Origin of the sequence: Pseudomonas chaetocerotis (assembly GCF_015712105.2) — a bacterium.
GTDB lineage: Bacteria > Pseudomonadota > Gammaproteobacteria > Pseudomonadales > Pseudomonadaceae > Aquipseudomonas > Aquipseudomonas chaetocerotis.
This window is the reverse complement of record NZ_JACFYX020000003.1, coordinates 87000-109944: the sequence shown is the minus strand read 5'-3', so window position 1 is coordinate 109944 and position 22945 is coordinate 87000. Positions and strand designations below refer to the sequence as shown.

The following is a 22945-nucleotide window of genomic DNA, read 5'->3' as shown; positions in this document are numbered from 1 at the left end:
AGCCGCTCTAGAGTCGCTGCATACCTACTCCTCGCGTGCCTCAAGGTGACTTCATGCTGCAGACTCGACTGATCCCTCCCGCCAACAACGCCCACGCCTATCCGTTGCTGATCAAGCGCCTGCTGCTCTCCGGTAGTCGTTACGAGAAGACCCGCGAAATCGTCTATCGCGACAAGCTGCGTTACAGCTATGCGACCTTCAACGAACGTGTCGCGCGCCTGGCCAACGTGCTCAGCGAGGCAGGGGTCAAGGCCGGCGATACCGTGGCGGTCATGGATTGGGACAGCCACCGCTATCTCGAATGCATGTTCGCGATTCCCATGCTCGGCGCGGTGCTGCATACCATCAACATTCGCCTGTCGCCGGATCAGATCCTCTACACCATGAACCACGCCGAAGACCGCTTCGTGCTGGTCAACAGTGAGTTCGTTCCGCTTTACAACGGCATTGCCGGGCAGCTCACCACTGTCGAGAAGACCCTGCTGTTGACCGATGGCGAGGACAAGAGCGCCGAGCTGCCTAACCTCGTTGGCGAGTACGAGAGCCTGCTGGCCGCAGCCAGCCCGCACTACGACTTCGCCGATTTCGATGAGAACTCGGTGGCTACGACCTTCTATACCACTGGCACCACTGGTAACCCCAAGGGCGTGTACTTCACTCATCGGCAACTGGTGCTGCACACCATGTCCATGGCGACCACCATGGGTGGCCTGGACAGCATCCGCCTGCTGGGCAACGACGATGTCTACATGCCCATCACGCCGATGTTCCACGTGCATGCCTGGGGCGTGCCATACGTCGCCACCATGCTTGGGGTCAAGCAGGTATATCCCGGCCGCTACGAGCCGGACATGCTTTGCCGCCTGATCAAGGAAGAGAAGGTCAACTTCTCGCACTGCGTTCCGACCATCCTGCAGATGGTGCTGAGTGCGCCGGGGGCTCAGGGCCATGATTTCGGTGGCATGAAAATGATCATTGGCGGCAGTGCGCTCAATCGCTCTCTTTACGAGGCGGCCAAGGCGCGCGGTATTCAACTGACGGCGGCCTACGGCATGTCCGAGACCTGTCCACTGATCTCCTGTGCCTATCTCAACGAAGAGTTGCGTGCTGGGGGGGAGGACGAGCGCACCACTTACCGGATCAAGGCCGGTATTCCGGTGCCGCTGGTTGAGGCCGCGATCATGGATACGGACGGCAAATTGCTGCCGAGCGATGGCGAATCCCAGGGCGAGCTGGTGCTGCGTGCGCCCTGGCTGACCCAGGGCTATTTCCGTGAGCCCGAGAAGGGCGAGGAACTCTGGGCTCACGGCTGGCTGCACACCGGCGACGTGGCAACCATCGATGGTATGGGTTTCATCGAAATTCGTGATCGCATCAAGGATGTGATCAAGACTGGCGGCGAATGGATTTCCTCGCTGGAACTGGAGGACCTGATCAGCCGTCATGCTGCGGTGCGTGAGGTGGCTGTGGTGGGGGTGCCCGATCCGCAGTGGGGCGAGCGCCCGTTTGCGCTGCTGGTACTGCGTGAAGAGCAGGAACTGGATGCCAAAGGCTTGAAGGACCATCTCAAGCCTTTCGTCGAGCAAGGCCACATCAACAAGTGGGCGATTCCCACGCAGATCGCCCTTGTTACTGAAATTCCCAAGACCAGCGTCGGCAAACTGGACAAGAAGCGCATTCGCGTCGAAATCGCTCAGTGGCAGGAGGCTGGCAGCGCATTCCTGTCCACGCTGTGAGGTGCGAACTGGCTGGGTGGTGAAAGTGACCGCTCAGTCAAACAAGCGTTTGGCTTGCTAATTGCTGTTTCACGTCCATGCTTGGCTAGGGGCAGGACCTGAAACCTGCGAGCCAGAGTGCCTGGGGGCTGCAAATCACACTTTCGAGGGATCAAGCAGTACCACCTGCTGGCTATAGTCCAAGCATCCATAACAAAAAACACATGGAGTAGCGTCGATGACAACAAAAACAAAACCCTACTGGCGCCTGGCAAAACTGCCGCTGGCCGTCAGCCTCGCTTCCACCCTTGCCGCTCCGGCATTCGGCGTCACTTTCAATATCGGCGAGATCGAAGGGCAGTTCGACTCGTCGCTGTCGGTCGGTGCTAGCTGGTCGACTGAAAGCGCGGATAAAGACCTGATCGGCGTGAATAACGGTGGTCGTGGTCTGTCGCAGACCTCCGATGATGGTCACCTGAACTTCAAACGAGGAGAGACTTTCTCGAAAATTTTCAAGGGTATTCATGACCTTGAACTGAAATACGGTGATACCGGCGTATTCGTGCGCGGCAAGTACTGGTATGACTTCGAGTTGAAGGATGAAAGTCGTCAGTTCAAGGACATCAGCGACAGTAATCGCAAGGAGGGAGCACAGTCCTCTGGCGGTCAGATACTCGATGCATTTGTCTATCACAACTACGCAATTGGTGACCAGCCTGGCTCCGTACGCCTGGGTAAGCAGGTCGTAAGCTGGGGTGAAAGTACCTTCATCGGCAACAGCATAAACTCCATCAACCCAATTGACGTATCAGCGTTCCGTCGTCCTGGTGCAGAAGTCAAGGAAGGTTTGATTCCAGTTAATATGTTTTACGTCTCGCAGAGCCTGACAGACAATCTTTCTGCTGAGGCTTTTTATCAAATCGAATGGGATCAGACCGTTGTCGATAACTGCGGTACATTCTTTTCCCAGGCAGATATCGTCTCTGATGGATGCGACGACAATCTTCGAGTGTTGAACAAACGTTCCACTCTGAGCGGTCCTGCTCTTGCGGGATTGTCCGCCTTTGGCGTCGATGTAAACGAAGAGGGTGTTCGTGTAGCTCGCGCAGGTGATCGCGATGCCCGTGATAGCGGTCAGTGGGGTGGTGCCTTCCGCTACTTTGCCGAAAATATCGACACGGAATTTGGCCTTTACTTCATTAACTACCATAGTCGTGCGCCGATTTTCAGTGCTACAGGCGCACCTGCATCCCTTTACACGGCTGTGGCAGCTAGTCCGCTTGCTCCGCTTATCATTGCCGGTAATTCCTCTTACTTCATGGAGTACCCAGAGGACATCCAACTTTACGGCCTTAGCTTCTCCACCACGCTACCTACGGGCACTGCTTGGAGTGGCGAGTTCAGCTACCGTCCAAATGCGCCAGTGCAATTAAATAGTACAGATATCCTGTTCTCTGGCCTGACGCCTTTGCCCGGTCGCAGTGGGGTATCTTTGCTGCAAGGGGTTCCTGGGCAGGATCAGCATGGCTATCGTCGCAAAGAGATAAGTCAGTTCCAGACGACCTTTACTCACTTCTTCGATCAGGTAATGGGTGCGTCTCGCTTGACTCTGGTGGGTGAGATTGGCGTTGTTCATGTTGGCGGCCTGGAGAGCAGTTCAGATGTTCGCTACGGGCGTGATCCCGTTTATGGTCCGGGACCTCTCGCCGGTGCAACTTGCCAAGGGTTGAACGCCAACACCGTTGCAGGTGCGGGAGCCGGCGCTTCTTCGGCGAACGTTTCTAAGTACTGTGAAGACGATGGTTTTGTCACCAGTACTTCCTGGGGCTACCGCGCCCGGGCCATCTGGAACTACCCGAACGCCATCGCCGGCGTCAACCTGAACCCCAGCGTCGCCTGGTCTCATGACGTAGAGGGTTATGGCCCCAATGGACTGTTCACCGAAGACGCTAAAGCGATCAGTCTGGGCCTCAACGCCGAGTACCAGAACACTTACACGGCCGACCTTTCGTACACCAGCTTCTTCGGCGGAAAGTACAACACCTCCATTGACCGCGACTTTGTTGCTCTCAGCTTCGGTATGAACTTCTAAGCGGCCAGGAATTTCGAGGAATCATGATGCAAATGAAAACAACAAAAAAACTGTGGCAAAGCGGTGTCCTGACCCTGTCTCTGCTGGCGACCAGCGTGATGGCGGCAGTGTCGCCTGACGAGGCGGCGAAGCTGGGCAACACCCTGACTCCGGTAGGCGCCGAGATGGCAGGCAATGCCGATGGCTCGATCCCGGCCTGGACCGGCGGCCTGCCGGCCAACGCCGGTGCGGTCGATCCGCGTGGCTTTTTGGCCGATCCGTTCGCCAACGAGCAGCCACTGTTCACCATCACCGCGCAGAACGTCGACCAGTACAAGGACAAGCTGACTCCCGGCCAGCTGGCGATGTTCAAGCGCTACCCGGAAAGCTACAAGATGCCGGTTTTTCCGACTCACCGTTCGGCCAGCCTGCCGGCTGCGGTGCTGGAGGCGACCAAGCAGAACGCGGTGAACACCAAGATGGTGGAAGGTGGCAACGGCCTGGAGAACTTCCAGACCGCCAACCCCTTCCCGATCCCGCAGAACGGTCTGGAAGCGATCTGGAACCACATCACCCGCTACCGCGGCGGCAGCGTGCGTCGTCTGGTGACCCAGGCGACGCCGCAGGCGAACGGTTCCTACTCGCTGGTCTACTTCCAGGACGAGTTCACCTTCCGTGATGCGCTGACCGACTTCGATGCGAGCAAGGAAAGCAACGTACTGTTCTACTTCAAGCAGCGCGTAACCGCTCCGTCGCGTCTGGCCGGTAACGTGCTGCTGGTGCACGAAACCCTCAACCAGGTGAAGGAGCCGCGTCTGGCGTGGCTGTACAACGCTGGTCAGCGTCGCGTGCGCCGTGCTCCGCAGGTGTCCTACGATGGTCCGGGTACCGCCGCTGACGGTCTACGTACTTCCGACAACTTCGACATGTACAACGGTGCGCCGGATCGCTACGACTGGCAGCTGGTCGGCAAGAAGGAGATCTACATCCCCTACAACGCCTACAAGCTGGACTCGCCGAGCCTGAAGTACTCCGACATCATCAAGGCCGGCCACATCAACCAGGATCTGACTCGTTACGAGCTGCACCGCGTATGGCACGTGACCGCGACCCTGAAGTCTGGTGAGCGTCACATCTACGCCAAGCGTGACTTCTATATCGACGAGGACACCTGGCAAGCCGCTCTGATCGACCACTACGACGGCCGTGGCACCCTGTGGCGTGTAGCTGAGGCGCATGCCCAGTACTACTACGACAAGCAAGTGCCGTGGTACACCGTGGAAACCCTGTACGACCTGCTGTCCGGTCGCTACCTGGCCCTGGGTATGAAGAACGAGGAGAAACAAGCCTACGACTTCAACTACAAGGCCGCTGGCAGCGATTACACCCCGGCTGCTCTGCGTCAGGCTGGCGTTCGCTAAAACCTGCCTCAGGCAACACGACGAAGCCGGCCTTGTGCCGGCTTTTTCGTTACGGACTGTAGCGGGCGCTTCAAATGGCCATTGCAAGTCGCTAGGCTGGGTTCAGATCGAGCCCGCCGATGCACCTAGAAGACTTCCAAGAATAGGCCGATGACAGATCTCTCCCGCTCGCCAGGTTTTCCCTACACGCCGGCCACACCGGTGGAAGCGCGTTTCTATCGTCCGCCACTGCCGGCAGGGCATATGCCGCGGCCCAGGCTGTGTGAGCGTCTTGAAGAGGGACTGCAAGGGCGCTTGCTGCTGGTCAGTGCGCCAGCGGGTTTTGGCAAAAGCTCACTGGCCATCGAGTTCTGCGAACGGCTACCCGATCACTGGCACAGTCTCTGGCTCGGGCTGAGCGAGCGCGATCATGATCCGGGGCGCTTTCTCGAGCGTCTCCTGCATGGGCTGCAGCAGTTCTACCCTGGCCTCGGCGAGGAAGCGCTCGGGCTGTTGAAGATGCGCCAGCGACACCAACCCTTCGCATTCGAGCAGTGGCTCGACGGCTTGCTCGATGAGCTGACCCAGCAACTCGATGATGGTCAACCACTGTTGCTGGTGCTGGACGACTACCATCTCGCGCAGGGGCCGGTGCTGGACCGTTGTCTGCAATTCTTCCTCAACCATTTACCCCCTGGTGTGCTGTTGTTGGTCACCAGCCGTCAGCGGCCTGACTGGCATCTGGCGCGCCTGCGTCTGTCGCGACAGTTGCTGGAACTCAACGAACAGGACCTGCGTCTGACGGCTGCCGAACTCGACGCGCTGTTGGCGAGTCAGGGCGCGCGTCTCGAGAAGGAGCAGGTCACCGGGATTCTGCGGCGCAGCGAGGGATGGATCGCTGGCTTACGCCTCTGGCTGTTGGCTGTCGAGGAGCTGGCGGAAGCTGGCGACGGGCTTCAATTGCATGGCGGTGAAGGGCTGATCCGTGAATACCTGCTCGAGGAAGTCATCGAGCGGCAGCCCACCGAGGTGCAGCAGTTCCTCTATGACACCGCCTGCATGGAGCGCTTCTGCGCTGAGCTGTGCGATGCGGTTCGTGACAGTCATGATAGCGCCGCGATCATCCGCCATTTGCAGGCCAATCAGGTGTTTCTGGTGCCGCTTGATGAACAGGGGCACTGGTTTCGCTATCACCACCTGTTCTCCGACTTGCTCAATGCGCGCTCTGCCGACGGATTGAGTCGTTCGCGCGGTAGCGCCCACCTGCGTGCCTGTCGCTGGTTTGCTGCGCAAGGCATGCTGGATGCCGCCATCGAGCAGGCGCTGCTGGCGGGGCAGGCTGACGTGGCCGCCAGCCTGGTGCAGAACCTGTCCGAGGAGCAGATGCTGGCGGAACAGAACGTCGCCATGCTGCTGCGCTGGAAAACCAATCTGCCGGACGATCTGCTGGCCAGCACACCACGACTGATCATGCTCTATGGCTGGGCACTGGCATTGGCCTGCCAGCTGGATGCCGCCCAGGAGTTGCTTGACCAGCTCGCACGCTTCCTGCCGGCTGCCGAGCCTGCCGCCCAGCGCAGTCTACTGGCGCAATGGCAGGCTCTCGATGGAGTCATCGCTCGTGGCCGTGGCGATGGAGCCCGCGCCGAACAGCAATGCAGCGAGGCCCTGGCCGGTTTACCGGCGGAGCGTTACGGTCCGCATTTCATGTGCCTGTCGGCGTTGTCCAACCTGGCCATGGTGCGTGGCGATCTGTGGCGTGCGCGTGGGCTGAACCGCGACGCCCTGGAGCTGGCGCAGCGTATCGACAACCCTCTGCTCGAGGCGCTTGCCCACTATGAACGCGCACGCGTGTTGCAGGCCCGTGGTGAGGTGCTGCGCGCACAGGAGGAGGTGCACCAGGGATTGCTGCTGGTGCAGCGTCTGCCTGCACAGCGTAGTTACTCGGTGCGGGCGCGCTTGACGATTTATGAGGGCTATCTGCTCAGTCTGCGTCTGCAGCCTCAGGCCGTGGAGCGCTTACGGGTGGGGATTGCCGAAGCCAGGGCTTGCCGCGACGTCGGTGCGTTGATTGGCTATTGCGTGCTGGCCAGCCTGGAAGGGCGTGATGGACGGCCTGCCGAGGCGTTTGCCCTGCTGGGTGAGGCCGAACGCTTGATGCATGTCTGGGATGTGCCGGCGATCTACTACCTGGCGATGATCACGCTGATCAAGTGTGAGCTGTGGCTGCGGCAAGGACAGGTCGAGTTGGCTGCCGCCTGGCTGCCTCAACTGGCGGAAACCTATGGTGAGCAGGGGCGGGCATTGGCGCCGGAGTTTCACCCGCAGTTGGCGTTGCATATCGATCTGCAGCAGGCGGCTCTGGAGCGCTTGCAGGGCGAGCTGGAGCATGCGGAGCGCCGTCTGCGTCTGTTGCAACAGCGTGCACAGGCGCTGGGTGGTCAGTTGGTCGCCCTGGCGGCACAGGCGCAGCTCGCCCAATTACTGAAGCAGACCGGGCGAGAGCGGGAGGCGCAGCAGCAGCTCGACAGTTGTCTGGATCTCGCTCAGGGCGGCGCGCTGCTACCTTTCATCGAGCTGTTGCAGCATCAGCCGCGCTGGCTGCGCGAGCGTCTGCAGTTGCGTCCGCCGTGTCCGCTGCGCGACGCGCTGCTCGCGCAGTTGCCAGGCAGCCGGGATTCGGACGAGGAGGTGGTCGTAGAGGCGGGCGGTCTGACGGAAAAACTCAGTGGCCGCGAGTTGGCCGTGCTGCAGTTGATCGCGCGTGGCTGTTCCAATCAGGAGATCAGCGAGCGTCTGTTCATCTCCTTGCACACGGTCAAGACCCACGCCCGTCACATCAACAGCAAACTCGGTGTCGAGCGGCGCACTCAGGCGGTAGCGCGGGCCAAGGGCCTCGGTCTGCTGCGCTGATGTAGGCATTGCAGCAGCCGATCAAGACGGTGCTTGGCTCAACCTAGGTTGGGAAGTGTTTGGCGCCTACTCATGCTCTGATCACGGATACCTATTGCAAGAATCAAGGTATCGCGCATGTCCGCCAATAGACTGTCTCTGCAAATGCCGCTGGCTGCCGGCTTCGCCCGTCTGGGCTTCGGGCCTCTGCCGCTGGAGCGCCTGAAATCGCGTTATGGCAACCCGACTCAAGGTTCTCGCTATGTCGAAATCGACGGCTTCGATGTCCATTACCGTGACGAAGGTAGTCGTGACAAACCGGCGTTGGTACTGATCCACGGCGTCGTCGCTTCGCTGCACACCTGGGACGGGTGGGTGCAGGCCTTCGCCCCGCATTACCGCATCATCCGCTTCGACGTCCCGGGGTTCGGCCTCACCGGTCCGGCGCGCGACGGTGTCTATTCGGTCGAGCGAATGATGCACGTGCTTGGCCAACTGCTCGATTACCTGCAGGTGGGCAAGGCGGATATCGCCGGCAACTCCCTTGGTGGCTATATCGCCTGGAACTTCGCCCTGGTGCTGCCGCAGCGTGTCGGCAAGCTGGTGCTGATCGACCCGGCCGGTTATCCCATGCACAAGGTACCGTGGATGATCGCTGCGGCCGCGCTGCCCGGTGCGACTGTCGCGATGCCGATGTGGATGCCACGCGCCTTGATCTCCCTGGGCATCAAGGAGGTCTACGGTGAGCCGGGGCGAATCAAAGCGGGCGTGGTCGAGCGCTACTACGACCTGTCGCGACGCCCGGGTAACCGCCGCGGCATGATGGAGATCTTCCGCGTGCTACTGAAGGTCAACAAGGAGGAGCTGCACACGACGCCAGAGCGGGTTGCGCTGATCAAGGCGCCAACTCTGCTCATGTGGGGTGATCGCGATCGTTGGATCTCACCCAAACATGTGCCGCTTTGGCAGCGTGATCTGCCGGGTGTTCAGGTCAGGGTCTATCCGGGTGTCGGGCATATCCCCATGGAAGAAATTCCCGAGCAGAGCGCGGCCGATGCAATGAGATTTCTGCTGGGTTGAGTGGGCCCTGGAAATAGTCCAGAGAAAATCGGGGCCACGAAACAAGCCCGGACAGATTCCGGGCTTGTTTGTATTACGTGGCAGGGGCTGCGTTTCAGGCGGCTCCGGCCTGAAGCGGGGTACCGTCAAACTCCTCGCGGGTGGCGTGCAACAGATCCAGGTTGTTGTGTTTCCAGGGGTGGAAGCCGTCCTTGAAGAAGTCCAGATAAGTGCTGATCAGCGGGCGGAACACGCCTTCCTTGCCCCACATCCAGCGGATGCCGTTGCGCCATACGCGCCAGTTCCACAACAGGCCGTCCACTTTGAGCATGTGCGCCAAGCCGCGGGTGGTATCGAGCACGAAGAAGAAGGTGCCCATGAGCATCGCCCGGCGCAGCAGCTTGCGGCTGCCGCATACCTGGTTGTAAACGTCGAATGCCACCGCCTTGTGCTCGGTCTCCTCGAGCGCATGCCAACGCCACAGGCGGGCCAAGACCGGGTGAGCGTCGGCCATGTACGCGTCATTTCTCAGCAAGCCATCGGCCATGATCGCGGTGATGTGCTCCAGCGCTGCGGTTGCGGCCAGCTGGCGTTGTGGAGAGAACTTCTTCTGGGTGTAGCGGATGCGCGTCCGGGCGCGTTTCTCGATGCGCTCTACGTCGTAACCCAGGTCGCGCAGGCGCTGGCTGTACTCGAGATGTTCACGGCTGTGGTGGCCTTCCTGGCCGATAAAGCCGCGAATCTGTTCATTGAGTACCGGGTCGTCGATGCGGTCGCGGAACTGGCGCACCGAATCGATGAAGAACCGCTCACCGTCGGGAAACAACACCGACATGGCATCGAACAAATGGGTCTTGAAGGCGTCGCCGCCGTTCCAGTGGCGCGGCAGCGGGTTGGGCAGATCGAAATCCATGTGTCTTGGACGAATCTGCAATCCTTCCGGTGTAGTGCTGGCCATGAGAACTCCATCGTGCTGTTTGACGGGTTCCCACTATGGTCGTCATGCGCCGCTGGGCACAGGTTCGTAACAGCCAAGGTGACAGTCATATCCGGCCAGTGCGTTATTCCAGTAGAAAGTTGGGGCAACAGCAGGGCAACGAGCAGGGATTCGCTGAGCTAAGGTTCGCAATCGAGAAGGTCATTTGCGGCCAGTCACCAGAACAACGAACTCATGAAACAAACCCTCAACCTCACCGCCGAACTGGTTCCCGTGGCCTACGCCGAGGCATTGCTGGCGCTGGCGGAAGAGTTCGACCTGGCGCGTGCCGAGCTGTTTGCTGCTGCACGGGTCCGCCCTGAAGTGCTTGGCAGTCCTAATGGTCGACTGTCCTTTCTCGACTTTCATCTGCTGACGCAGACCGCCTTGGAGCGTTGCGGCGAACCGGCGCTTGGCCTGGTATTGGGCCAGCGCCTGAACGTCTCGACCCACGGCATCCTCGGTTACGCAGTGCTGTCCAGTGCCAACCTGGGCAAGGCGCTGCAGTTCGCCCTGAAGTACTACCGGGTGCTCGGCCTGGCATTCGAGCTGGAACTGGTGGAACAAGAAGAGGATATGCAGTTGCGTGTGCTCGAGTCCTTTCCCATGGGGCCACAATCGCGCTTCGCCGCCGAGGGCCTGTTGACCAGCATCCATACCATTGCGCGCTTTCTTGTGGGGGAAGAGTTGCGGGGCTTGGCCGTTGGTTTCGCGTATCCCACGCCGGACTATGCTGAGCGCTATGCCGAGGTATTCGGTGTGGCCGCGCAGTTCGAACAGCCCTGGCACTGGCTGCGCTTGCCCCGCCACTACCTGCAACGGCCCATGGCGCTGGCCAACCCGGCCACGGTGCAGATGTGCGAGCAGCAGTGCGAAGCGCTGCTGGTCAGCCTCGATGTGCAGGATGGCCTGCTCACTCGGGTGCGCCGATTGTTACTGGCGCGTCCAGGCGACTTCCCCGACCTGGAAAGCGCCGCTGGTGCCCTGCATACCAGCGGCCGCAGCCTGCGCCGGCACTTGGCGCAGCTGGGCACCAGCTATCAGCAGGTGCTCGACGACGTGCGCAAGCGCCTGGCCCTGCAGTACCTGACCACCACGCATTTGCCGCTGTATGAAATCGCTCAGTTGCTGGGTTTCAGCGACCCGTCCAACTTCCGCCGTGCATTCCGCAAATGGACCGGTAAACTGCCCGGCGATTACAGAAACGAGGTTCCCTGATGAGCTCTGCTGAACGTCCTGCCCTGATTCGCGAAACCTTCCCCGTCGGCCCTTTGCAGTGCAACTGCACCATCATCGGTGACCCGATTACGAAGAAGGCCATCGTGGTCGATCCGGGTGGTAATCCCGATCTGATCATGGCGCGTCTGGAGGCTCATGGTCTCAAGGTGGTGAGCATCATCCACACCCATGCGCACCTCGATCACTTTCTTGCCTCGGGGCAGATGAAGGAGAAGACCGGTGCCACGCTGCACCTGCACAAGGAAGATCAGTTCCTCTGGGACAATCTGGAGATGCAGTGCAGCATGTTCGGCGTGCCTTACACGCCCGTGCCGGCGCCGGATCGCTGGCTGGCCGATGACGAGGAGTTGGCCTGCGGCTGCGGTGTGGCGCTGCATACACCTGGGCACACGCCGGGTTCGATGAGTTTCTGGTTCGAGGATGCCAAGCTGTTGATTGCTGGTGACACGCTGTTCCGTCGCGGTATCGGCCGTACCGACCTGTGGGGCGGTGATTACGCCACTATCGAACGTTCGATCCAGCAGCGCCTGTACCGCCTCGATGAGGACGCCACCGTGGTCACCGGCCATGGCCCGGATACCCGCCTCGGTGATGAAATGCGTGAGAACCCCTTTATTCGCGCGTGACAGGGCACTAATGGCCGAGCTGGAACTCAAAGAGCCATCATCCACCGTTCATGGAGATTCCTTCATGTTCCGCCTTTCTTTGATTGCCCTTTGCTCGTCCGCGCTGCTAATCAGCGGCTGCGCCTCGCAGAACCCCTATGATCAGAGCGCGCCGAGCTCCAACCGTACCGCCACCTACGGTGGTATCGGTGCGTTGGCCGGTGCGGCTGCCGGTGCGCTGATCAACCATGACAATCGCGGCAAGGGCGCCTTGATCGGTGCTGCGGTGGCCGGTGCCGCAGCGGCGGGTTACGGCTATTATGCCGACAAGCAGGAAGAAGAACTCCGTCGCAGCATGCAGGGCACAGGCGTCGAGGTGCAGCGCCAGGGCGATGTGATTCAATTGATCATGCCGGGCAATATCACCTTTGCCACCGACTCGGCGCAGATCGCCAGCAGCTTCTATCAGCCGCTGAACAACCTGGCCAATTCCTTCCGTCAGTACAACCAGAACAGTATCGAGGTGGTCGGGCATACCGACAGCACCGGCTCGCATAGCCACAACATGGGGCTGTCGCAGCGTCGTGCGCAAAGCGTGGCCGATTATCTGCTGGCGCAAGGGGTCGACCCCAGCCGCATGAGTACCCGTGGTATGGGGCCGGATCAGCCGGTGGCCAGTAACGCTACCGTCGAAGGGCGTGCGCAAAATCGCCGTGTCGAAGTGACACTGCGACCGCTGCCAGGCGTGGAGTAAGGTACGTATCGGGCTGATCTGCTTTGCGTCGCAGTTCTGATATCCGCAGGTTGATAAGCTTGGGCGGAACTTCACCGCGCCTTGGCGGCTCGAAGTCTGCGGCATGTCTGCCCGATACCAGAAGAAATCCTAAGGAAAATTTATGAAGACCAGGCGTAATCTGATCGCAGCCACTGCGCTCATGGCCTTGCTGGCCGGCTGTACCACCAACCCTTACACCGGCGAAAGCCAGGCCGGCAAAGCCGGCATCTATGGCGGTATCGGCGCAGCGACTGGTGCGGTGATCGGTGCTGCGACTTCGAGCAAGAAGGATCGCGCCAAAGGCGCTCTGATCGGTGCGGCTGTTGGTGGTGCCGCCGGTGGCGGTTACGGCTATTACGTCGATACCCAGGAGGCCAAGCTGCGGCAGACCCTGCAGGGCACTGGCGTGCAGGTGCAACGCAACGGCGATGATCTGAAGCTGATCATGCCGGGCAACATCACCTTCGCCAGTAACTCGGCGGATATCTCCAGCAGTTTCTACCCGACCCTCAATTCGCTGGTACTGGTGTTCAAGGAGTTCAACAAGAACGGCGTGAACATCGTCGGTCACACCGACAGCACCGGCTCGCAGGCGCTTAATCAGAGCCTGTCGCAGCGTCGCGCTCAGAGCGTGGCCAACTACCTGACCGCCAATGGCGTGCCGGGTCAGCGCATTTCTGCATACGGTGCTGGCCCGAGCCAGCCGATTGCCAGCAACGCTACCGATGCTGGTCGTGCGCAGAACCGTCGTGTCGAGATCAACCTGCGTCCGCTTTAAGGCCTCGTCGCGTTAAATCAAAGCCTCCCTCTGGGAGGCTTTTTTATGTCGCTGAAATTCATGGCTGCGGACGTATGTAGCCGAGGCGCCAGAAGGCGTTTGCGTCAATGTCCGTGACCGCCTGTCGAGTCTCTTCTGGCAAAAGGCCACTCATTCAAATCCTGACTAGACTGCTTGCTGTGGTTCTGTGATGTCCGCGTGCGGTTGCACCGTACGCGTTGGTTCTGGATGACCGAAGGAGAGCGAATGGACGACAGAGCTGTCGAGCGGCCGCCAAGGCCATGGACGCCGCTGCTGGTTGCGCTTGGTTTGCTGCTGGGTCTGGGTGGCCTGATTTTCTGGCAGTGGAATACTTTGCAGGAGCGTGAGGACGAGGACAGTTACCGCCGCTTTCAGTTGGATGCTCAGGACGTAAGCCAGCGGGTGCTGGCGCGTATGCGCACATACGAGATGGTCTTGCGCGGCGTATCCGGTCTTATGATAGGCAGTGATCAGGTCTCGCTCGTCGAGTGGGAACGTGCTCTGGATCAGTTGCAGGTTCAGGATCGCTATCCCGGTATTCAGGCCGTGGCCTGGTCACGTTATCTGCTGCCGGAGCAACTGGCTGACTTCGCCGCCGAGGTGGCTGCTGACGGCCGCCTCGACTATCAGATCTTCCCTTCCGGTGAGCGTGAGCATTATCTACCCATCGATTACGTCAGCCCCGTTGATTGGCGCAATAGACGCGTGCTTGGCTTCGACATGCTCAGCGAAGCAGTGCGGCGAACCGCTGTCGAGCGTAGTGTGGAGACCGGCGAAGCCAGCCTCAGCGCGCCGCTGATATTGCGCCAGGAGGTCGATGTAGACGTGCAGTCTGGCGTACTGCTCTACCTGCCGGTGTTTCGCCCAGGGTTACCCGTCAATACCGCAGAGCAGCGGCGATCTGCATTGCTGGGCCTGGTGCATGGGGCGTTTCGCAGCCATGACCTGATCGACGGGATTCTTGGCGCTCAGGGCCGTCTTTTCGACATCATCCTGAAAGACCTGCACGCGACCGATTTGCAGATGATCAGTGGTGAAACCAAGGTCAACGGTTGGCAGCCAAGATTTCGCAGTCAGCAGGTGTTATCCCTGTATGGCCGCACTTGGGCGCTTGAGGTGATCGGCACCCCTGAATACGAGCGCGGCCTTATCAATCGCACCAGCATGTTAGGTCTATGGGCGGGGCTGGCTGCGACGCTGCTGCTGTCGATTCTAGTCGGCGGTTTTCTCTATCAGCGTGAGCGCAAGTTGCAGATCAGTGAGCGGGCAGCCGTGGCCCTGAGCGAGCGCGAAGAGCGTTTTCGTCTATTGGTCGAACGGCTGCCGGTGGCGACCCTGCTCTGTGATGAAGGGGGGCGCATCGAAATGGCTAATCGCAGCGCTGCCGAGCTGTTCGACTGCCCGCTCAAGGCCTTGCCGGGTGAGACCGTGTTGCGCGTGCTGCCCAATATCGAGTCGCCGAAAGACCTGCAGGCGCAGTTGGCCGAGAGTGACGAACGCATGGTCCGCACGTTACGCGGAGAGTCGATTCCGGTCAGCATCAGTCTCAACCCGTTGCACGAGGGCAGCAGCTACCTGATCAATCTGGTGGACCTGCGTGCACGCAAGGGGGCCGAGGAGCGTTTTCGTCTGGTGGTCGAGGCGTCGCCCAATGCCATCGTGCTGGTCGATGCGCTAGGGCGCATCGCCATGGTCAATCGACAGACCGAGTTGCTGTTCGGATACGAACGGCAGATGTTGCTCGGTGAACCGGTGGAAATGCTCCTGCCGGCGGCGCAGCGCGGCAGCCATGTGGCGCTGCGTCGCGGTTATCAGGCCATGCCCGAACAGCGCCGCATGGGCGGCAATCGCGAGTTGTTCGGGCAACACCGTGAAGGCCGCATGATTCCTCTGGAGGTCGGCCTGTCCCCCATCCGCAGCGGCGATGAAAACCTGGTGCAGGCGGTGATCATCGATATCAGCGAGCGTAAGGCTGCCGAGCAGAAACTGCGTGAGCAGGCCGAGCAACTGTTGTTGGCCAACCGCTACAAATCCGAGTTCCTCGCCAACATGTCCCATGAGCTGCGCACGCCGCTCAATAGCATCCTGATTCTCAGCGATCAACTGCGCCAGAATCTGGCGGGCAATCTTACCGAGAAGCAGACCAAGCACGCCGATATCGTGCACCGCGCCGGCAGTGATCTGCTGCAACTGATCAACGACGTACTCGACCTGGCCAAGGTCGAGTCGGGACGCATGCAGCTCAAGCTGGAGCCGATCAACATGCAGGACGTGTTGGTGGAACTCGATGCCAGCTTGCGGCCGATGGCCGAACTCAAGGGCTTGCGCCTGCTCACCCAACTGGAGGCCGGCGTGCCGCGGGTTATCCATACCGATCGCGTGCGCCTGCATCAGATCCTGCGCAATTTGCTGTCCAACGCGTTGAAGTTCACCGATCAGGGTGAGGTGGCGCTTAGCGTCAGCAGTCAGGGGCGCCAGGAGGATGAGCGCGAGCTGCTCTGCTTCAGCGTGCGTGATACCGGCATTGGCATTGATCCGGCTCAGCATGGACAGGTCTTCCAGGCTTTTCAACAGATCGACGGTTCTACCAGCCGGCGTTTCGGCGGTACCGGCCTGGGGCTGGCCATCACTCGTCAGCTGGTGCTGGCCCTGGATGGCGATATCAGCCTGCAGAGTGCGCCGGGGCAGGGGTCTACATTCACCGTCAGATTGCCGGTGCAGGCGGGCTCACTCAATGTCGAAGCGCCGCTCGAGGGGCCGCAGCGTGCAGGTGAAGGCCCGCCGCTTTTGATCATTGAGGACGATGCCAATTTCGCTGCGGTGATCGCCGAGGAGGCTCATGCTCATGGCTTCTCCAGCGTGCACTGCCGCACCGGGCTGCAGGCACTGGGGCTGCTGCAAGAAGAGTCGTTCAATGCGGTGATTCTCGACATCCTGCTGCCTGATCTCAGTGGCTGGCAGCTGTTCCGGCGTCTGCGCGCCCAGCCGGGCCATCGATATACGCCAGTGCACATCATTTCCTGCGTCCCGCAGCCGGTGGGTTGGAACGACGATGGCACGCGCTATCTGGTCAAGCCCATCGGTCGCGATGAGCTGGAGCAGGTGTTCATCGAACTGCAGCATGGCGCGCAACAGGAGCAGGCATTGCTGTTGGTGGAGGATGTCGAGGTAGAGCGCGAGCACTACCGCGAGCAACTGACGGAACTGGGTTTTCAGGTCATCGCCTGCGCCGATGGTGAGCAGGCACGCGCGGCCTATGCGCAGGGCCAGTTCTGCGCACTGGTGATCGATCTCGATCTGCCGGATCAAGATGGTTTTGCCTTGCTCGACAGCCTCAACAAGTTGCGCCCGTTGCAAGGTACGCGCGTGGTGATCAACACCGGTGTGGACGTTACTCAGCATACCCTGCAGCGGCTGCGGCGCTACAGCGCCGTCGTGGTGCGCAAGCATGGCGACGACAGCGACGCGCTGTGTCAGGCGGTTCAGGGCTTTCTCGGTGACGTGCGGGCGCCGCAACCGGCTCATGCGCGGCTCAACCCGTTACAGGGAAAGCGCATCCTGCTGGTGGATGACGACGTGCGTAACGTCTATGCGCTGACCGCGCTGCTGGATGAAGTAGGGCTGCATGTGAGCTCCGCCAAGGATGGTCTGGAGGCCATCGCCAGTTACCAGCGCGATCCCTTCGACCTGATTCTGATGGACATGGCCATGCCCAAGATGGATGGCTACACCGCCACGCGTCTGCTCAAGCAGGAGCATGGCTGTGTGATCCCCATCATCGCGCTCACCGCTCACGCCATGAAGGGCGACCGGGAAAAATGCATCACTGCCGGTGCGGACGACTACATGGCCAAGCCGATCAATCGTGATGAGCTGCTGGCACTGCTGGAGCGCTGGTTGGCGATGCCGGTCATGCTTTCGTCTGGCGATGGACTACCCTGATGGCAGGAGTGACTAGTGCAAGGGCAGATGGATAGGGGAGTGATGATGGCCCAGGCGCAGAGCAAGAACGCCGCCGTACCCGCCAGGCAGGTTCTGCTGGTGGTGGATGACCGTATGGAAAACCTCGAGGCCATGCAGGCGCTGCTCGAAGATGGCGAGTGGCGTCTGCGTTGTGCCAGATCCGGTGAGGAGGCGCTGCGCTGTCTGCTTGAAGAGGATGTCGGGCTGGTGCTGCTCGACGTGCAGATGCCAGGCATGGATGGCTTCGAAGTCGCTCGGTTGATGCGCGGCAATCCGCGTACGAGGCTGACGCCGATCATCTTCGTTTCCGCCATCTCTCAGACTCACGATGCCGTGTTGCGAGGCTACAGCACTGGCGCCGTGGACTTCGTGCTCAAACCGTTCGATCCAGCCGTGCTGCGCCACAAGATCCAGAGCCTGCTGGAGCATGAGCACAATCGCTGCGAATTGCAGGCGCTTTCCCAGCAACTGGAAAGAGCGAGAGCTTTCAACGCTTCGGTGCTGGCCAATGCCGCCGAGGGTATTCTGGTGGTCGGCGAGGATGGTCGCATCCAGTTCGCCAACCCAGCCATGGCCAAAATGCTCGATGGCGAGGTAGGCGATCTCGAGGGCGTCGATCTGCTGTCGTTTCTCAAGAATCCCGCCAGTGAAGACGGCTGGCAGCACTCCGAGTTCTACCTGCACTTCAAGCGCGAGGCGACCTACCGCGTGCACGAAGCGATGATGCGCACGTTCAAGGGCGGTTGCCTGCCCGTGGCGTTGTCCTGCTCGCCGCTACCGCGGCAGCAGCGCGCCATGGTGGTGATCGCCCTGGACATGTCGGTGGTGCGCAATCTGCACGCGCAGCTGGAGTCGCAGGCTGTTACTGACGCGCTGACCGGTCTGCTCAATCGTCGTGGCTTTCATCAGGCACTGGAGTCGGCTCTGGCGCGTATCGAACGCAGCGGTCAGCGGGTCGCGGTGCTGTACCTGGATCTGGACGGTTTCAAACGCATCAATGACTCGCTGGGCCATGATGTCGGCGATCAGCTGCTGCGTCGTGTCGGTGAGCAGCTCAAGGCCTGCCTGCGCCCCTACGACAGCCTGGCGCGCATCGGTGGTGACGAATTCACCGCGCTGCTGGACAACCTCGGCCATCCCGAGGATGCAGCCAAGGTCGCGGAGAAGCTGATCGAACTGGTCTCGGTGCGGCACACCCTCGATGGTATGGATATCACCCTCGGCGCCAGTGTCGGCATCGCCTGCTTTCCCGAGTGTGGGCAGAGTGTCGAGGGCTTGCTGCGCTCCGCCGACATGGCAATGTACGAAGCCAAGCGCGCCGGTCGCCAGCAGTACCGTTTCTTCTCTCCAGAAATGAACGGGCGCGCGCGTTCACGACTGATGCTCGAAGAGAGCCTGCGCCACGCCATCGAGAACGATGACTTCGTGCTGGTCTATCAGCCCCAGTTCCATCTCGATAACGGGCGCTTGCGCGGCTTCGAGGCCTTACTGCGCTGGCAGCATCGTGTCGCGGGTACCGTTGCGCCGAACGTGTTCATACCGTTACTCGAAGAAACCCGCCTGATCAATCGTCTCGGCGAATGGATCTTCCGTGAGGGCGCCAGGCAGTTGGCGGACTTCAAACAACAGTTTGGCGAAGACATGGTGCTCAGTCTCAATGTCAGCCCGGTACAGTTCGGTATGCCGCAACTGGTGGCGGATCTGCAGCGCGTACTCGATCTCCATGGTCTCAAGCCCAGCCAACTGGAAGTGGAAGTTACCGAGAGTGCGCTGATGCAGGACCTGGAGCTGACTCAGGCGCAGCTGCGTCATCTGCGTGAGCTGGGGGTGAAGATCGCCATCGATGACTTTGGCACCGGTTACTCGTCACTGGCGTATCTACGGCATTTCGAACTGGACACGCTGAAGATCGACCGCCTGTTCATCTCCAACATGCTCGACTCACCGCGCGACGCCGCGGTGGTCAGCACCATCATCGATCTGGGGCGTCATCTGGGGCTGGAAGTCATCGCCGAGGGCGTCGAAACCCAGGCGCAGCGCGAGTGGTTGACGCAACACCATTGCAGCATCATGCAAGGATTTCTGGTGGCGCCGGGGGTGTCGGCCAGCACTGCCATGCAGGTGCCGGCACAACTGGACTGGAGCAAGCTGCCCCTACCACGCGGTGAATGAAGCGCCGAGGACGTTTCAGGCTTGCTGATGAAGTCTGGCGAGTTCCGCGTCCTTCTCTTCCCACAGGCGATTGACCCACTGCTGGAAGGCCAGACGGTAGTCATCGTCCTGATCGTAATTGCGGCCGATGAATTCGCGCGGAATCTCGACCTGTTTGAAAAACACCTGCACGGCATCCAGGCGGCCACAGAGCAAGTCCCAAAAGCCTGGCACACCATGTGGGTAATGAATGGTGACGTTGACGATGGCGTGCAGTTGCTCACCCATCGCGTCGAGCACGAAGGCGATACCGCCCGCCTTGGGCTTGAGCAGGTACTTGAACGGCGACTGCTGCTGCGCATGCTTGGCCGGGGTCAGGCGGGTGCCCTCGAGGAAGTTGAATACCGCCACGGGGTTGGTCTTGTAACGCGCGCAGGCCTTACGCGTGGTGGCCAGGTCCTGGCCGCGCTTTTCCGGGTACTTGGCCAGGTATTCCTTGCTGAAGCGCTTCATGAAGGGAAACTCCAGCGCCCACCAGCACAGGCCGATCACCGGCACCCAGATCAGCTCCTGCTTGAGGAAGAACTTCAGCAGCGGCATACGTTGGTTGAGCAGGTACTGCAGCACCAGAATGTCTACCCAGCTCTGGTGGTTGCTGGTCACCAGATAGGAGTGACGGGTATCGAAGCGTTCCAGCCCCTGAACCTTCCATTCAATATGGCCAACCAGGCGCATCCAGAACTTGTTGATGCCGATCCAGCTTTCGGCGATGGCATGCATGACGAAGCGCAGCGCGCGCTGGATCGGCGCGAAGGGCAGCAGCAGCTTGAGCAGGGCGACGAAGAACAGCGGCCAGCACCAGAACAGGGTATTGAGAGCCAGTAGCAGGCTCGCGATCAGGCCGCGCAGTGGCGCGGGAAGAAAGTGCAGCATCGGGCGAACGCCTCCATAAGCAGGCTGCACGCCCGGCGGGCAGCCTGAGAAAGGGGCTTTCTCTGCGCCCCGTATCAGTCGAAAGAGCTGCGGCGTTCCGTGCAGCGAGCTGGTTCGGCGCCAAGGGTAACGGTTGTGCACTGACCTGCAAGTGCCAGTACTGACTCGTGGGTTTCGGTGGCTCGTAGGGTGCGCCGCGTGCACCGGCTATTGTGGCCGGCGCGCACCCAGCTTTCCATGGTGCGCACAGCTCACCCTACGGCCTCTCTAGCTCGGCAGATCAGCCGCCTGAATGGCCGTCAGCGCGATGGTATAGACGATGTCGTCGACCAGCGCACCGCGCGACAGGTCATTCACCGGCTTGCGCAGGCCCTGCAGCATTGGGCCGACGCTGATGCAGTCGGCGCTGCGCTGCACCGCCTTGTAGGTGGTGTTGCCGGTGTTCAGGTCAGGGAATACGAACACCGTGGCGCGACCGGCTACCGGGCTGTTCGGTGCTTTCTGCCGACCGACGCTCTCGATGGCCGCTGCGTCGTACTGTAGCGGGCCGTCGAGTAGCAGGTCGGGGCGCTTCTCGCGTGCCATGCGGGTGGCAGCACGTACCTTTTCTACCTCCTCGCCGCTGCCGGAATCACCGGTGGAGTAGCTGAGCATGGCCACGCGCGGCGGAATGCCGAAGGCCTGCGCCGAGGCGGCGCTCTGCAGGGCAATCTCCGCCAACTGCTCGGCGTTGGGATCGGGGTTCACCGCGCAGTCGCCATAGACCAGCACCTGGTCCGGCAGCAGCATGAAGAATACCGAGGACACCAGGTTGTAACCCGGCGCAGTCTTGATCAGCTGCAGCGCCGGGCGAATGGTGTTGGCAGTGGTGTGGATGGCGCCGGAGACCAGGCCGTCCACCTCGTCCAGCGCCAGCATCATGGTGCCGAGCACCACGGTGTCTTCCAGTTGCGCCTCGGCCATCGGCGCGTTAAGGCCCTTGCCCTTGCGCAGCTCGACCATCGGCTCGATGTAGCGACCGCGAATCAGATCCGGGTCGAGAATTTCCAGGCCTTCCGGCAGCTCGATACCCTGGGCGCGGGCGACTGCATGCACGTCTTCCGGCTTGGCCAGCAATACGCAGCGGGCGATGCCGCGCGCCTGGCAGATGGCGGCTGCCTGCACCGTGCGAGGTTCGCTGCCCTCGGGCAGGACGATACGCTTGGCGGCGGCCTTGGCTCGTTGCACCAGTTGGTAGCGGAAGGCCGGGGGCGACAGGCGCAGCTCGCGCGGTGTGCCGCAGCGGGCGCTCAACCAGTCATGATCGATATGCCCGGCAACGAAGTCGGAGACCTTCTCCGCACGCTCGCGGTCATCCAGCGGGATTTCCTTGTTCAGGCGGTTGAGGTGGGTGGCGGTATCGTAGGAGCCCGTGCCCACGGTCATCACCGGCAGGCCGCTGGCCAGGGCGCCCTGGCACAGTTCCATGATGCGTGGGTCGGGGGCGAAATCGCTGCACAGCAGCAGGCCGGCCAGCGGCACGCCATTCATCGCCGCGAGGCTGGCAGAGAGGATGATGTCGTCGCGATCACCCGGCGTCACCACCAGGGTGCCTGGTTTGAGCAACTGCACGCTATTGGCCACAGCGCGGGCGCAGAGCACGATCTTCAACATGCGTCGCTGCTCGTAATCGCCAGCGTTGAGGATGCGCGCGCCGAGCAGCTCGGCGATGTCCTTGGTGCGCGGCGCGTTCAGTTCGTCCTGCCAGGGAATGCAGCCGAGCAGGCGGAAGTCCTGGCTCTTGAGCAGTGGTGAGAGTTCCAGCAGGCGCTCGGCAAAGGCGGTGATGCCATCTTCGCTGCGCACCTTGTTGAGAATCACGCCGAGCACCTTCGGGTCCTTCGGCCCGCCGAATAGCTGCGCCTGGATTTCGATGCGGTCGGACAGTTCGGTGAGGTTCTCGTCTTCCGGAGCGCTGACCAGGATCACGTCGGCGTCCAGGCTCTTGGCCAAGTGGAAGTTGACTCGCGCGGCGTAACTGGCGTGACGCGTCGGCACCATGCCTTCGACGATGACGACGTCCTTGTCAGCGGCCGCTTGCTGATAGAGGCTGATGATTTCTTCCAACAGTTCATCCAGCTGGCCGTCGCCGAGCATGCGTTCGACGTGGCTGAGCGGCAGCGGCTTGGGCGAGTTCAGGCCGTGGGTGCGGGCGATCAGCTCGCTGGAGCGCTCTGGGCCGAGGTCGCCGGCATGCGGCTGGGCGATGGGCTTGAAGAAGCCGACCTTGAGGCCGCTGCGCTCCAGCGCGCCGACCAGGCCGAGACTGATGGAGGTAAGGCCGACACCGAAACCGGTGGGAGCGATGAAGAAGGTATGCATGAAAAA

General features: G+C 61.0%; 14 protein-coding genes. 11 read left to right on the top strand and 3 right to left on the bottom strand.

The window, feature by feature from the left end:
* The first annotated feature begins 53 nt into the window (after positions 1 to 53).
* From H3221_RS06730 to H3221_RS06710, 5 genes are all read left to right on the top strand, one after another.
* Positions 54 to 1736, top strand: a complete 1683-nt coding sequence (locus tag H3221_RS06730; RefSeq protein ID WP_196473562.1) for a fatty acid--CoA ligase — start codon at positions 54 to 56, stop codon at positions 1734 to 1736.
* 217 nt (positions 1737 to 1953) lie between these two features.
* Positions 1954 to 3807, top strand: coding sequence for a DUF1302 domain-containing protein (locus H3221_RS06725; RefSeq protein WP_196473563.1), 1854 nt, complete (start codon positions 1954 to 1956; stop codon positions 3805 to 3807).
* Positions 3808 to 3839: 32 nt separating this feature from the next.
* Positions 3840 to 5207, top strand: coding sequence for a DUF1329 domain-containing protein (locus tag H3221_RS06720; protein ID WP_031306640.1), 1368 nt, complete (start codon positions 3840 to 3842; stop codon positions 5205 to 5207).
* 150 nt (positions 5208 to 5357) lie between these two features.
* On the top strand, positions 5358 to 8099 hold the full coding sequence (locus tag H3221_RS06715) for a LuxR C-terminal-related transcriptional regulator (RefSeq protein ID WP_196473564.1): 2742 nt from the start codon (positions 5358 to 5360) through the stop codon (positions 8097 to 8099).
* A 117-nt stretch (positions 8100 to 8216) separates the two neighbouring features.
* Positions 8217 to 9158 (top strand): alpha/beta fold hydrolase, encoded by a 942-nt coding sequence (locus H3221_RS06710; RefSeq protein ID WP_196473565.1) that lies wholly within the window; start codon positions 8217 to 8219, stop codon positions 9156 to 9158.
* A 94-nt stretch (positions 9159 to 9252) separates the two neighbouring features.
* Here the strand turns inward: H3221_RS06710 and H3221_RS06705 are convergent, their stop codons facing one another.
* Positions 9253 to 10095, bottom strand: a complete 843-nt coding sequence (locus H3221_RS06705) for a metal-dependent hydrolase (RefSeq protein ID WP_196473566.1) — start codon at positions 10093 to 10095, stop codon at positions 9253 to 9255.
* Positions 10096 to 10308: 213 nt separating this feature from the next.
* Between H3221_RS06705 and H3221_RS06700 the strand changes: the two genes are divergently transcribed.
* The 6 genes from H3221_RS06700 to H3221_RS06675 all read left to right on the top strand — a co-directional run bounded on the left by H3221_RS06700 (position 10309) and on the right by H3221_RS06675 (position 19666).
* Complete coding sequence (locus H3221_RS06700) at positions 10309 to 11331, top strand: AraC family transcriptional regulator (RefSeq protein ID WP_196473567.1); 1023 nt, start codon at positions 10309 to 10311, stop codon at positions 11329 to 11331.
* The gene (locus H3221_RS06695) at positions 11331 to 11978 is read left to right on the top strand and encodes an MBL fold metallo-hydrolase (RefSeq protein ID WP_196473568.1); all 648 of its coding nucleotides are present in this window, start codon (positions 11331 to 11333) and stop codon (positions 11976 to 11978) included. Before H3221_RS06700 ends, H3221_RS06695 begins: the two co-directional genes overlap by 1 nt.
* A 64-nt stretch (positions 11979 to 12042) precedes the next feature.
* Entirely contained in the window at positions 12043 to 12711 is a 669-nt protein-coding gene (locus tag H3221_RS06690) for an OmpA family protein (RefSeq protein WP_196473569.1), read from the top strand.
* A 142-nt stretch (positions 12712 to 12853) separates the two neighbouring features.
* Positions 12854 to 13510 carry an OmpA family protein gene (locus tag H3221_RS06685; protein ID WP_196473570.1) on the top strand — a complete coding sequence of 219 codons (657 nt, stop codon included), beginning with the start codon at positions 12854 to 12856 and terminating at the stop codon, positions 13508 to 13510.
* A gap of 246 nt (positions 13511 to 13756) precedes the next feature.
* The gene (locus H3221_RS06680) at positions 13757 to 17473 is read left to right on the top strand and encodes a response regulator (RefSeq protein WP_196473571.1); all 3717 of its coding nucleotides are present in this window, start codon (positions 13757 to 13759) and stop codon (positions 17471 to 17473) included.
* Between the two features lie 45 nt (positions 17474 to 17518).
* The gene (locus tag H3221_RS06675; protein ID WP_196473636.1) at positions 17519 to 19666 is read left to right on the top strand and encodes a putative bifunctional diguanylate cyclase/phosphodiesterase; all 2148 of its coding nucleotides are present in this window, start codon (positions 17519 to 17521) and stop codon (positions 19664 to 19666) included.
* Between the two features lie 15 nt (positions 19667 to 19681).
* Here H3221_RS06675 and H3221_RS06670 read toward each other — a convergent pair whose 3' ends face one another.
* Positions 19682 to 20578: an acyltransferase gene (locus tag H3221_RS06670; protein ID WP_196473572.1), complete on the bottom strand. Its 897-nt coding sequence runs from the start codon at positions 20576 to 20578 to the stop codon at positions 19682 to 19684.
* Positions 20579 to 20845: 267 nt separating this feature from the next.
* A complete protein-coding gene (pta, locus tag H3221_RS06665) occupies positions 20846 to 22939 on the bottom strand; it encodes a phosphate acetyltransferase (protein WP_196473573.1) in 2094 nt (697 codons plus the stop codon).
* Positions 22940 to 22945 lie beyond the last annotated feature (6 nt).